This is a genomic window from Streptomyces sp. VTCC 41912, assembly GCF_045799175.1.
Lineage (GTDB): Bacteria > Actinomycetota > Actinomycetes > Streptomycetales > Streptomycetaceae > Streptomyces > Streptomyces albulus_C.
The window spans coordinates 26,842-38,451 of record NZ_JBJMAB010000039.1; the positions used below are offsets into that span (position 1 = coordinate 26,842).

The 11,610-nt window shown below is 69.7% G+C and carries 12 protein-coding genes; 7 read left to right on the top strand and 5 right to left on the bottom strand.

Going from position 1 to position 11,610, the window contains the following annotated elements:
- Positions 1–68: 68 nt before the first annotated feature.
- Entirely contained in the window at positions 69–218 is a 150-nt protein-coding gene (locus tag ACJ6WD_RS34300; RefSeq protein ID WP_157846776.1) for a hypothetical protein, read from the bottom strand.
- Here ACJ6WD_RS34300 and ACJ6WD_RS34305 point away from each other — a divergent pair.
- The 3 genes from ACJ6WD_RS34305 to cseC are packed head-to-tail and all read left to right on the top strand — an operon-like array spanning position 211 to position 2,901.
- Complete coding sequence (locus tag ACJ6WD_RS34305; RefSeq protein WP_016571739.1) at positions 211–867, top strand: hypothetical protein; 657 nt, start codon at positions 211–213, stop codon at positions 865–867. The genes ACJ6WD_RS34300 and ACJ6WD_RS34305 overlap by 8 nt on opposite strands.
- Positions 868–874: 7 nt before the next feature.
- Positions 875–1,588, top strand: coding sequence for a two-component system response regulator CseB (gene cseB / locus ACJ6WD_RS34310; RefSeq protein ID WP_016571738.1), 714 nt, complete (start codon positions 875–877; stop codon positions 1,586–1,588).
- Between the two features lie 8 nt (positions 1,589–1,596).
- Entirely contained in the window at positions 1,597–2,901 is a 1,305-nt protein-coding gene (gene cseC, locus ACJ6WD_RS34315; RefSeq protein ID WP_016571737.1) for a two-component system sensor histidine kinase CseC, read from the top strand.
- Positions 2,902–2,922: 21 nt separating this feature from the next.
- Here cseC and ACJ6WD_RS34320 read toward each other — a convergent pair whose 3' ends face one another.
- Complete coding sequence (locus tag ACJ6WD_RS34320) at positions 2,923–3,297, bottom strand: ATP-binding protein (protein WP_020930215.1); 375 nt, start codon at positions 3,295–3,297, stop codon at positions 2,923–2,925.
- Positions 3,297–3,491 (bottom strand): hypothetical protein, encoded by a 195-nt coding sequence (locus ACJ6WD_RS34325; protein WP_407617195.1) that lies wholly within the window; start codon positions 3,489–3,491, stop codon positions 3,297–3,299. The genes ACJ6WD_RS34320 and ACJ6WD_RS34325 overlap by 1 nt, the downstream gene beginning before the upstream one ends.
- A gap of 118 nt (positions 3,492–3,609) precedes the next feature.
- On the opposite strand from ACJ6WD_RS34325, the gene ACJ6WD_RS34330 reads away from it, so the two are divergent.
- Together ACJ6WD_RS34330 and ACJ6WD_RS34335 are read left to right on the top strand one after the other, a co-directional pair.
- Entirely contained in the window at positions 3,610–4,464 is an 855-nt protein-coding gene (locus ACJ6WD_RS34330) for a helix-turn-helix domain-containing protein (RefSeq protein WP_407617196.1), read from the top strand.
- Entirely contained in the window at positions 4,442–4,744 is a 303-nt protein-coding gene (locus ACJ6WD_RS34335) for a DUF397 domain-containing protein (RefSeq protein WP_331249165.1), read from the top strand. Before ACJ6WD_RS34330 ends, ACJ6WD_RS34335 begins: the two co-directional genes overlap by 23 nt.
- Before the next feature lie 67 nt (positions 4,745–4,811).
- Here ACJ6WD_RS34335 and ACJ6WD_RS34340 read toward each other — a convergent pair whose 3' ends face one another.
- Complete coding sequence (locus ACJ6WD_RS34340; protein ID WP_078487261.1) at positions 4,812–6,419, bottom strand: MDR family MFS transporter; 1,608 nt, start codon at positions 6,417–6,419, stop codon at positions 4,812–4,814.
- Between the two features lie 199 nt (positions 6,420–6,618).
- Between ACJ6WD_RS34340 and ACJ6WD_RS34345 the strand changes: the two genes are divergently transcribed.
- A complete protein-coding gene (locus ACJ6WD_RS34345) occupies positions 6,619–7,236 on the top strand; it encodes a TetR/AcrR family transcriptional regulator (RefSeq protein ID WP_233661431.1) in 618 nt (205 codons plus the stop codon).
- Here ACJ6WD_RS34345 and ACJ6WD_RS34350 read toward each other — a convergent pair.
- Positions 7,218–7,907, bottom strand: coding sequence for a M23 family metallopeptidase (locus ACJ6WD_RS34350; RefSeq protein ID WP_233661430.1), 690 nt, complete (start codon positions 7,905–7,907; stop codon positions 7,218–7,220). The genes ACJ6WD_RS34345 and ACJ6WD_RS34350 overlap by 19 nt on opposite strands.
- Positions 7,908–8,394: 487 nt before the next feature.
- Between ACJ6WD_RS34350 and ACJ6WD_RS34355 the strand changes: the two genes are divergently transcribed.
- Positions 8,395–11,601, top strand: coding sequence for an NACHT domain-containing protein (locus ACJ6WD_RS34355; protein ID WP_407617197.1), 3,207 nt, complete (start codon positions 8,395–8,397; stop codon positions 11,599–11,601).
- Positions 11,602–11,610 lie beyond the last annotated feature (9 nt).

The window sequence follows — 11,610 nt, forward strand, 5'->3', positions numbered from 1 at the left end:
GCCCCGCCGCGCGACGGGAAGCAGGCCCGGCGGCACGGCCGGTGACGTAACCAAGCCCACAGCCCGCCTCACAGCTTGGCGCGCGACAATCTCAGGGAGACCGGCGGCCGGGCACCCGGTGGCAACAGGAACGGCGGCTGTGCGAGCGGCACGGTGAGCGGGAGCGGATTGTCCAGAAACAGGCTGACCAGAAGCCTGACCAGAAGCAGCTTGACCAAGGGCGGCGCGGCCACTGCGGGGGTGGCCGCCGTCGGCCTTTTGCTGGCCGGCTGCAATCCCGGTGGCGAGGGCATCCGCAAGGAAGGCACCGCCAGCAACACTCCCGCACCCCGGGGCGCGGTGAGCGCCGCGCCGGCGCCCGCGCCCAGCACGCACTACAAGAAGGTCAACGCGGTCAAGCTGCTCGCCGCCGACCCGAAGGTCAGCGCCGACGTGAAGCGCGCCGTCGCCAAGCCGTGCGCGGCGAACGAGTACCCGATAGAGGTGACCTACGCCTCACTGACCGGCAGCAAGTCCCCCGACGTCATCGTCAACGTCATGACCTGCGCGGATTCCGTCGGTCTCGGCGCGTACGTCTACCGCGAGCGGCCCGGCTCCGCGGACGGGTATGACAACGTGTACGCGAACGAGCAGCCGTCGGTCTACGCCGGCGTGGACAAGGGCGAGCTGGAGGTCTCCCGCCAGACCTACGACACCGGCGACAAGGTGTGCTGCCCCTCGGGGGAAGATGTCATGACGTACCGCTGGGCGAACGACCACTTCACCGAGTACGACCGGTACCACACCGATTACAGCAAGACCACCGTCGACGACACCCCGGACGACACCGCCGGCCCCGTCGTCGGCACCACGGGAGCGGAGGGCTGACAACCGCATGGCCGACACCCACGTCCTCTTCGTCGAGGACGACGACGTCATCCGCGAGGCCACCCAACTCGCGCTGGAGCGCGACGGATTCGTGGTCACCGCCATGCCCGACGGGCTGGCGGGCCTGGAGGCGTTCCGCGCCGACCGCCCCGACATCGCCCTGCTCGACGTGATGGTCCCCGGGCTCGACGGCGTCAGCCTGTGCCGCCGCATCCGCGACGAGTCCACGGTCCCCGTGATCATGCTGTCGGCGCGCGCCGACTCGATCGACGTGGTGCTCGGCCTGGAGGCCGGCGCCGACGACTACGTCACCAAGCCGTTCGACGGTGCCGTGCTGGTCGCCCGGATCCGCGCCGTGCTGCGCCGCTTCGGCCACGCAAGCGGCCCGGACGACCGCGCGGGCACCGGCGCGGCGGACGCCGCCGGCCTCGCCGAGGCCGTGCTGCGCTTCGGCGACCTGGAGGTCGACACGGAGGGCATGGAGGTCCGCAAGGGCGGCGAGACGGTCGCGCTCACCCCGACCGAGATGCGGCTGCTGCTGGAGTTCTCCACCGCGCCGAACACCGTCCTGTCCCGCGACCGGCTGCTGGAGCGGGTGTGGGACTACGGCTGGGGCGGCGACACCCGCGTCGTCGACGTCCACGTCCAACGCCTGCGCGGCAAGATCGGCCAGGACCGGATCGAGACGGTCCGCGGCTTCGGATACAAGCTGAGAGGCTGACACCTCCGGTGGTCAGGCTGGCCCTGCGAACGGGCCTCAGATGGAAACTCAGCGCCGCGATCGCGCTCGTCGGAGCGCTGGTCGCCGTGGCGTTGAGCCTTGTCGTGCACAACGCCGCGCGCGTCTCCATGCTCGACAACAGCCGCGACGTCCAGATCGAGCGCCTCAACTTCACGCAGAAGATCTTCGAGTCCACCAACCGCCTCCAGTTCGGCGCGAAGATCGACGACCCGGCGCTGCCCAAGGCCCTCCGCAAGGAGGTCAACGAGGGCGAACGGGCCACCTTCCTGGAGGACACCGGCGAGACCGCCCCCGAGGTGTGGGCGGCCTCCCCCCTCGGCAACGGCCGCGTGCTCTCCCTCCACGACCGCTTCCCCGACCGCTTCGCCGTCCTCGACGACCTCGACCAGGCGCTGCTGATCGGCTCCACGGCCGTCGTCGTCGGCGGCTGCGCCCTGGGCGTCCTGGTCGGCGGCCGGCTCTCCAAGCGGCTGCGGAAGGCCGCCGCGGCGGCCGGCAAGCTCGCCGAGGGCGACACCTCCGTCCGGATCCGCGACGAGGTCGGCGGCGGCCGGGTCCACGACGAGACCGACGACCTGGCCTGGGCCGTGGACGCCATGTCCGACGCGCTCCAGCAGCGCATCGAGGCCGAACGACGGGTGACCGCCGACATCGCGCACGAACTCCGCACCCCGGTGACGGGCCTGCTGACCGCCGCCGAACTCCTGCCCCCCGGCCGCCCCTCCGAACTGGTCCGCGACCGGGCCCAGGCCATGCGCACCCTCGTCGAGGACGTCCTGGAGGTGGCCCGCCTGGACGGCCACGCCGAGCGCGCCGAACTCCAGGACGTCGCCCTGGGCGAGTTCGTCACGCGCCGGGTCCGCACCCTCGACGCCGGCGTCAGTGTCGAGGTGCTGCGCGACGCCGAGGTCTCCACCGACCCCCGCCGCCTCGAACGCATCCTCGGCAACCTGATCGCCAACGCCTCCCGGCACGGCAAGCCGCCCATCGAGGTCACCGTCGAGGGCCGCGTCATCCGGGTCCGCGACCACGGCACCGGCTTCCCGGAGGCCCTGCTCCGCGAGGGCCCCAGCCGCTTCCGCACCGGCAGCAGCGACCGGGCCGGCGTCGGCCACGGCCTCGGCCTGACCATCGCGGTCGGCCAGGCCCGCGTCCTGGGCGCCCGCCTCACCTTCCGCAACGCCGACGAGCTGACGGACGGCTCGACCGGCGCCGTCTCGGTCCTCTGGCTCCCGGAGAACGCGCCGACCGCCACCGGCAGCTTCCCGGTGATCCAACTCCCGGACCGCTGACGGGCCCGAGCGGCCCGCGCCCTACGGCGTCGCCGGCTCCGCGGCCACCTCGCACCAGACCGTCTTGCCCGCCGCCCCCTGCCGCACGCCCCACCGCAGCGCGACGGCGTCCAGCAGCGCTATCCCGCGCCCGTTCTCGTCGTCGACGGCGGCCCGCAGCAGCACGGGCAGGGCGCGCGGGTCCGGATCGGTCACCTCGACGCGCGTCCGCCCGTCCCCGGTCCGCCCGACGTGCACGGTGACGGGCGTGCCCTCCCCGACGTGCCGGATCACGTTCCCGACCAACTCGCTGACGCAGAGCTCGACCTCGCTGGACGCCCCCGCGCCGAGGTGCGCCCGCACCGCCCGCCGCAGCAACGGCACCTCCTTCGGCACGGCGAGCAACCGGACCGTCATCACTGCCCGGCCGCCTTGTGCAGCACCTCGGCCAACTGCCGCGCCGTGGCCGTGTTGCAGTTGCCCAGCGCGACCAGCGGGGGCGGGTACGTCCCCGCGAACGAGGGCAGATCGACGCCCAGCGAGGGCAACGTGACCCCGTTGGCCTCCAACGCTGACCGCAGCCCCTCGACGCATTCCTGCACGTCATCCATGGCCGTTCACCTTCCTGTGCGCATTGTGACGAAACGCTCACAGCGTGACGTCGGGCGTCGTACTTTTGGAAGGGAAACGCGTTGCGCACGGGCAACCAGCAAGTAGTGGCGGTGAGTTATGCCCCCTCGAAAAGACCCCGACCCCTCCGCGAATGTGCAGAGCTTCTACGGCGCCGAGCTGCGCTACCGCAGGGAGAAAGCCGGTCTCACCCTTGAGCAGCTAGCCGAGGGGGCCTTCCGCGGCATCTCCCTCCTCAGCCAGATCGAACGCGGTGAACGCGGCATGCCCATGGACCTGGCGATCCACGTCGACCAGAAGCTCAACACGGACGGTTTCTTCCAACGCCGTTGTGAAGACGCGGCCAAGGCGCGCCGGTCCGGGCATCCCTCGTACTTCGCGGACATCCCCGACCTGGAGAAGCAGGCTACGACGATCGAGGACTGGGCTCCGTTCGTCCTCCCCGGGCTGATGCAGACCAAGGCGTACATGCGGAAGCTGTACGAGACGGCCAAGCCTTGGGGAGATCCGGCAGAAGTCCAGCAGAAGGTCCGCGCCCGAATGGCGCGCGCCGAAGTGTGGAAGCAGGCGGAGCGCCCCTACTACTGGGCGATCCTCCGCGAGGACTTGATCCGCAGGCCGGTGCTCGCATCGGCGGAGATGGCCGAGCAACTCGACCACATCCTCGGCCTGGTCCGATCGACACAGAGCGTTCTGCAGATCCTCCCGGCGTCGACCACCACGCACCCGCTGATGCAGGGCCACGCCAAGGTCATGACTTTCTCCGATGCACCGCCACTGGTCTACGTCGAGGGTGAATTCACCGGCCAGACCATCGACTTCCCACCGCTCGTGACGACCTATCGGAAGTCGTACGATCTGCTCAGGGCCGCCGCACTGCCGCCTGAGGCGTCCCTAGCCATGATCGAAGAAGCGGCAAGGGGCTATCGAGATGACGCGCAGCAACAGGATTGACCTGAGCACTGCCACTTGGCGCAAGAGCACCTACAGCAACCCCGACGGCGCGAACTGCGTGGAGGTCTCGGACGATTTCCTCACGTCTGCCACCTGGCGCAAGAGCACCTACAGCAACGGCGACGGCGGCGACTGCATCGAGGTCGCCGACGCCGCCCTCCCCGGTCTCGTCCCCGTCCGTGACAGCAAGGACCCGTTCGGGCCGGCGCTCGTGTTTCCGGCGGGCGGCTGGTCGGCGTTCGTCGGGGCCGTCAAGAGCGGGCAGTTGACCGGCGCCTGAGCACGAGAACGGCCCCTGGTGCACGTAACCACTCGTGCACCAGGGGCCGTTCGCCGACTCGTGTGGCTCAGACGGCCTCGACGACCACCGGCCGCTCGACCGAGGCGTCAGCCTCGTCCGGCTTGGCGGACGGGCCGCCCCGCAGCGGGACCTCCTTGAGGAACCACGCCGCGACGAAGCCGATGACGCTGATGATCGCGCCCCACAGGAACACCTGGTGCGTGCCGGAGGACACCGCGTGCGCGTACGCGTCCTTCACCGGCGCCGGCAGGCTCGGCAGCGTCTTCGGGTCCATCTGGGCGCCGCCGCCGGTCATCTTCGCGCCGGCCGCGGCACCGAGCTTCTCGATCATGGTGTCCTTCACCTGGGTGGTGAAGAGCGCGCCCATGATCGCGACGCCGAACGAGCCGCCGATGGTCCGGAACAGGGTGGCCGACGAGGAGCCGACGCCCATGTCCTTCATCTCGACGCTGTTCTGCGCGATCAGCATCGTGGTCTGCATCAGGAAGCCCATGCCGGCGCCGAGCACCGCCATGTAGAGGCCCGAGGTCAGGCGCGTGGTGCCGACGCCCATCAGGGACAGCAGCACCAGGCCCACCGTGATCAGCCCGGCGCCGCCGGTCACGAAGATCTTGTACCTGCCGGACTGGGTGGTGACCCGGCCCGCGATCAGCGAGACCACCATCATCGCCAGCAGCATCGGCAGGAGCAGCAGGCCGGAGTTGGTGGCCGAGGCGCCCTGCACGGTCTGCTGGAACAGCGGCAGGAAGGTCATCGAGCCGAACATCACGAAGCCGACCAGGAAGCCGATGACCGTGACCAGCGAGAAGTTGCCGTTCCGGAAGATCCGCAGCGGCAGGACCGGGTCGCTGACCTTGCGCTCGACCAGGACGAAGGCGACGAGCGCGACGACGGCCAGCACGCCCAGGCCCACGATCTGCTGCGACAGCCACGCGTACTCGGTGCCGCCCCAGGTGGTGAGCAGCACCAGCGAGGTGATGCCGATGGTCAGCAGGGCCGCGCCGGCGTAGTCGATCCGGGTCGCGGACCGCTTCTTCGGCAGGTGCAGCACCGCGGTGACCATGATCAGCGCGATCGCGCCGAGCGGCAGGTTGATGTAGAAGCTCCAGCGCCAACCGAGGTGGTCGGTGATGGTGCCGCCGACCAGCGGTCCGCCGATCATCGCGACGGCCATGACGCCGGCCATCATGCCCTGGTACTTGCCGCGCTCCCGCGGCGGGATCAGGTCGCCGATGATGGCCATGACGCCCACCATCAGACCGCCGGCGCCGAGGCCCTGCACGGCGCGGAAGCCGATCAGCTGGCCCATGTCCTGGGCCATGCCGGACAGCGCGGAACCGATCAGGAAGATCACGATGGACGTCAGGAAGACGCCCTTCCGGCCGTACATGTCGCCGAGCTTGCCCCAGATCGGCGTGGACGCCGCGGTGGCCAGCGTGTAGGCCGTGACGACCCAGGACAGGTGCTCCAGCCCGCCCAGTTCACCCACGATCGTCGGCATCGCGGTGCCGACGATCATGTTGTCCAGCATCGCGAGGAGCATCGCGATCATCAGTGCGAAGAGCACCATCCGGACGCTGGCGGGCTGTTTGCCCTTGTCCTGCGCCGGCTCCTGTATTTCCCCCGCTGGGGTCGCTTTCCGCGACATCCCCATCACTTCCCCATCGTTTCTTACTTACTTGCCGCCCGGCTAGTTCTGTACAGTGCAAGATAGGAGAGCTACTAGCCGGGCGTCAAGTAAGTTTCTTGGCGTCGGGGTGGGTAGGTCCGTGACCAGCGGGGCAGCAGATGATTGCTGGAGGAACGGGCCGCGCCCGCCCCGCACCGACACCGCCGTCACGCAGGAGAGCAGCATGAGCAGCGCATCACAGCCGCGCCGGGGGAACACCCGCCAGCGCATCCAGGACGTCGCCCTGGAGCTGTTCTCCGAACACGGCTACGAGAAGACCTCGCTGCGGGAGATCGCCGAGCGGCTCGACGTCACCAAGGCCGCGCTCTACTACCACTTCAAGACCAAGGAAGACATCGTCATCAGCCTCTTCGAGGACCTGGGACGACCCGTCGACGAGCTGATCGCCTGGGCGCAGGAGCAGCCGCGCACCTTGGAGACCAAGCAGGAAGTGATCCGCCGCTACCACGAGTCGCTGCGGTCCGCCGAGGCCCTTTTCCGTTTCATGCAGGAAAATCAGGCCACCGTCCGTGACCTGACCATCGGGCTGCGCTTCAAGGAGCGGATGCTGACGCTCTACGGGCTGCTCAAGGAGGACGACGCCGAGCTGGTGGACCAGGTGCGCTGCCTCACGGCGCTGTTCACCATGCACGCGGGGATGTTCGCGATGCAGGAAATGGAGGGCGACCCCGAGGACAAGCGCGAAGCCGTCCTCAGGGTCGCCACAGAACTGGTCACGGCGGCGAACCCGCCGGGCCGCCGGCCAGCCCGGCCGGATTCAGCTCAGACGGCGTCGCCGTGAGCCCGCAGGAATCCGGTCGGCTCGATGCCCGACCCGTAGTTGGGGCCGGTGCGGACCTCGAAGTGCAGGTGCGGGCCGGTGGAGTTGCCGGTGCTGCCGGACAGGCCGATCTGCTGGCCGGTGGAGACCTGCTGACCCACCTGGACCTGGATCTGTGACAGGTGCGCGTACTGGGTGTACATGCCGTCGGCGTGCTTGATCACGATCGCGTTGCCGTAGGCCGGACCGTCGCCGCCGCCGTTCGGGCCGGCCTTGACGACCGTGCCCGCGTGGACGGCGTGGACCTGAGTGCCGGTCGGCACGACGAAGTCCTGACCGCTGTGCTTGTGGGCCCAGTGGCTACCGGGGATGCCGAAGGGCTCGCCGAGCACGTAGTTCTCGACCGGCTTCACCCAGGCGTTGGCCTTCTTCGCCGCGTCCACCTTGGCCTTCGCCGCGGCCGCCTTCGCGTCCGTGGCGGCCTTGGCCTGCGCGTCGGCCTGCGCGGCGACGGTCTTGCCGGCGCCCGCGGTCAGGTGCAGCAGCCCGCTGTCGGCGGCGGTGGCGACACCGGCACCCAGTGCGGCGGTGATGCCGGCGCCGGCGGCCACGAGGGCCACCCGGTGACGCAGCGCGGACTTGCCGGCCTTGGTGGAGTTCTTGGAATTGCGTATCGCGGCAAACTTCGACATGCGGGTTTTTCCTCCAGGGAGAAGTGAATGGGTTTTCCCGGCTGCGGTCCGGGATCGCCATTCCTTGGTAACCCGCCTCCGCCCTGACGCCAAGGCCCCCTTTCTACTACCGGGACCCGTAATAGCGACCGCGATCAGGAGCCGTCGCGAACCCGCCCCCCAACACCCACCAAACCCGCCCCCACCTGCACATTTGAGCGCTCACCCGGCACGCCACCCACCCCCCGCAATTCCCCTACTCCCCCTAGTAGGACCCAAATCCCTGTGCGCCATGTCACGGGGACAAAGAGCCGCCGAGTGACCCGCGCTACACAATTCCGAGAGGCAATGTGACCCGCGTTACGAGAAAAGCTGTGACCCGCGTTACGTAATTACCGATCCACCGGCCCGGGGAAATCGGAAAACGCCTGACCGGCCCCCGCCGACCCCCCTAACCTGATCCGGACAACACCACAGGCAGTACCGGCCAGGGGGGAACGGACCGCACATGGACCCGTCAGCACTGGGCGCCCGGCTCGCGTCCGGCATCGTCGCACCGCTCGTCAAGAAACTCTTCGTCCAGGAGGGCCCGGGCGCCGGCCTCGTCGACGCCCCCGTCCGCATCTCCGCCCTCGTCTCCTTCAAGGGCGAGCGGCGCACCCTCACCGACAAGGACCTGCACAAACTGGCCGCGGAACTGGTCCGGCGCGCCGTACGGTCCACCGGTCCCGGTGAGCACCCGATCCCCGAGGACGAGGAGACGGCCGTCGCCGACGCCCTCGCCACCACCCTCGCCGGCCTCGGCACCCTCGACATGGACGACGTCCAGGCCGTCGCCCTCGGCTCCACCGCGCTGGCGGAGCGCCTCACGGCCGCAGTCCCACAGGCGGCCCACGGACTCTCCCGGGACGCCGCCCTCCTCCACCAGACCCTCGTGGGCACCGCCTGCCTGCACATCGTCCACTTCTTCAGCCAGCGCTCGACGTTCGTCGCCCGCACGCTGGTCCAGCAGAGCCGCAGCCTGGAAGCCCTGATCACGCGCGTCGACGAGTTCGCCGAACGGCACCCGGCACCCCCGACCGGCGACGTCACCTTCGAGCGGACGTACCTCTCCCACCTCGCCCACAAGCACGGCCGACTCACCATCTACGGCATCGACCTGCACAACTCACCGGACCGCTGGCCCCTGGACGCCGCGTACATGAGCCTGGAGGCCACCGGCCCGAGCCTCGCGGAAGCCCCCTTCGACGACCTCCCGCCCCGCACCGCCGTCCCCGCCGACCAGGCACTGGCCGGCCGCCCCCGGGTCCTGCTGCGCGGCGTCGCCGGCTCCGGCAAGAGCACCCTCGTCCAGTGGCTGGCCGTCTCCTGCACCAAACCCGTCGGCGAGAGCGCCCTCCCCCACCTCTACGGCCGCGTCCCCTTCGTCCTCCCGTTACGCACCCTCACCCGCGCCGGCGCCGCCCTCCCCACCCCGGACGGCTTCCTGACCGCCGTCGGCTGCCCGGTGACCGGCGCCCAACCCGACGGCTGGGCCCACCGCGTCCTCGCCGCCGGCCGCGCCCTCCTCCTGATCGACGGCCTCGACGAGATCCCCGAACGCGAACGCCGCGCCACCCGCAGTTGGCTGCGCGACCTCCTCGACGCCTTCCCCGGCAACCTCTGGCTGGTCACCACCCGCCCCTCCGCGGTCCGCGACGACTGGCTCACCCCCGACGGCTTCGACGAACTGACCCTCTCCCCCATGAGCCGCACCGAGGTCGCCGCCTTCATCGCCCGCTGGCACCGCGCCGCCGCCCCCGACCCCGATGCGCCCGACCTCCTCGCCACCTACGAGCAGTCGCTCCTGACCGCCGTCCGCACCAAACCGGACCTCGGCCGCCTCGCCACCAACCCCCTGATGTGCGGCCTGATCTGCGCCCTGCACCGCGACCGCCGCGGCTACCTCCCACACGGCCGCAAGGAGCTCTACGACGCCGCCCTCGCCATGCTGCTCTCCCGCCGCGACCGGGAACGCGACATGCGCGGCCCGGACGGCGTCGAACTCGCCGACGAGCCCCAGATCCAGCTCCTCCAACGCCTCGCCTACTGGCTGATCCGCAACGGCCGCACCGAACTCGACCGCGACCGCGCCGAACGCCTCGTCGCCGACGCCCTCCCCGCCGTCCCGGTCGCCGCCGCCCAGGGCGACGCCCCGGCCGTCTTCCGCCACCTCCTCCACCGCAGCGGCCTCCTGCGCGAACCGGCCCCCGACACCGTCGACTTCGTCCACCGCACCTTCCAGGACTACCTGGGCGCCAAGGCCGCCGTGGAGGAGGGAGACTTCGGCCTGCTGCTGCAGCACGCCACGGACTCCCAGTGGGAGGACGTGATTCGGATGGCGGTCGCCCATGCCCGGCCACGCGAACGGGCTGAATTCCTAAGGGAGTTGATTGCCAAGGGTGACGGAATCAAAGAACCAGGTGCGCGCCTGCACGTCCATGTGCTGGCCATGGCATGCCTGGAGCATGCGACGGAGCTGGACCCTGGCGTGCGTGAGGAGGTCAACGTCCGCGTACGAGAGATCTTGCCGCCTCGCACCCATGGCGAGTCGACTCTGCTCGCACAGGTTGGGCCGATCGTCCTGGAACTCCTCCCCGGCCCGGACGGCCTGGAGAACGACGAGGCGCAAGAGGTGGTGGCCACCGCCGCAGCCATCGGTTCCGACGCGGCACTGGAATGCATCAAGCTCTTTCGCAGCCACCCCGACTTCAATGTCCGGAATCGTCTGGGCACTCACTGGTCCGCATTCGAAGCCAGCCGCTATGCCGAGGAGATCATCCAGCACATCGGTACAGACGTGACCGTCACCGTCAGCAGCACTACCGAACTACGTGCCCTGAAAGCCCTCGGTGGCCGTCCCCGCACGACCGTGAACGGCTCTTTCACGGCCCAGGAACTTCGCGACAGCCTGCACCTGGCCCAGCTCACCCATCTCACGCTCACCAACAACCCGGAGATCAGCGATCTCGCGTTCCTCAGGGACTTCCCCGCGCTGACATCACTCTTCCTCCGGGACTGCCCCGCTGTGGAAAGCCTCGTCCCGCTCAGGGACCTACGCCTGGACTCGCTAGGCATCAGCGGGGACGTCAGCGTCGTACGCACCCCACGCGGACTCGACGGCCTCACTCACCTGCATTCCCTGTCCCTCCTCGTGCCGCCCCCACCGGAGGGCTTGAACGCTTTCCCCCTGCATGCCCCGTTGCGGTTCCTCACCCTGGGTCAACGCATTCGCCCGGACTTCGCTCGCCTCGCGTCCTGGCCACTGCGCAACCTTCAACTACAACGCCTCACGAACGAATTCACCGAGGAGAAATGGCGCACCCTCGCCAGCCTCCCCGACCTGAAGTTCTTCTCCTTCGGCCTGGCAGAGGGGGAGACCGCCCTTCGTATCGCTCCTGACCAGGAGCTTCCCCAGGTGGAAACCCTCAGTCTCCTCAACATGGGACGCCGCCCCGCCGCGGAATTCGGCGCACTGCTGCGCACCGCTCTCCCGGCTTTCCCCGGCGTCCGCAAGCTCCAGCTCTACGGCCTGATCGGCGGCCAGGTCGACCTCTCCCCCATAGCCGCCCTCCCTGCCCTCCGGGACCTTGACCTCTCCTACGTCGCCCCAAGCCCCGGCTTCGCCATCCCGCCCCACATCAACCTCACCCTCTTCCCCCGCCCCCGCACGTAAAAGGAATCC

Excerpts from the sequence above, each read along its gene's own strand:
- cseB (WP_016571738.1), top strand. The coding sequence starts at position 875 with ATGGCCGACACCCACGTCCTCTTCGTCGAGGACGACGACGTCATCCGC.
- ACJ6WD_RS34320 (WP_020930215.1), bottom strand. The coding sequence starts at position 3,297 with ATGACGGTCCGGTTGCTCGCCGTGCCGAAGGAGGTGCCGTTGCTGCGG.
- ACJ6WD_RS34325 (WP_407617195.1), bottom strand. The coding sequence starts at position 3,491 with ATGGATGACGTGCAGGAATGCGTCGAGGGGCTGCGGTCAGCGTTGGAG.
- ACJ6WD_RS34330 (WP_407617196.1), top strand. The coding sequence starts at position 3,610 with ATGCCCCCTCGAAAAGACCCCGACCCCTCCGCGAATGTGCAGAGCTTC.
- ACJ6WD_RS34335 (WP_331249165.1), top strand. The coding sequence starts at position 4,442 with ATGACGCGCAGCAACAGGATTGACCTGAGCACTGCCACTTGGCGCAAG.
- ACJ6WD_RS34340 (WP_078487261.1), bottom strand. The coding sequence starts at position 6,419 with ATGGGGATGTCGCGGAAAGCGACCCCAGCGGGGGAAATACAGGAGCCG.
- ACJ6WD_RS34345 (WP_233661431.1), top strand. The coding sequence starts at position 6,619 with ATGAGCAGCGCATCACAGCCGCGCCGGGGGAACACCCGCCAGCGCATC.
- ACJ6WD_RS34350 (WP_233661430.1), bottom strand. The coding sequence starts at position 7,907 with ATGTCGAAGTTTGCCGCGATACGCAATTCCAAGAACTCCACCAAGGCC.
- ACJ6WD_RS34355 (WP_407617197.1), top strand. The coding sequence starts at position 8,395 with ATGGACCCGTCAGCACTGGGCGCCCGGCTCGCGTCCGGCATCGTCGCA.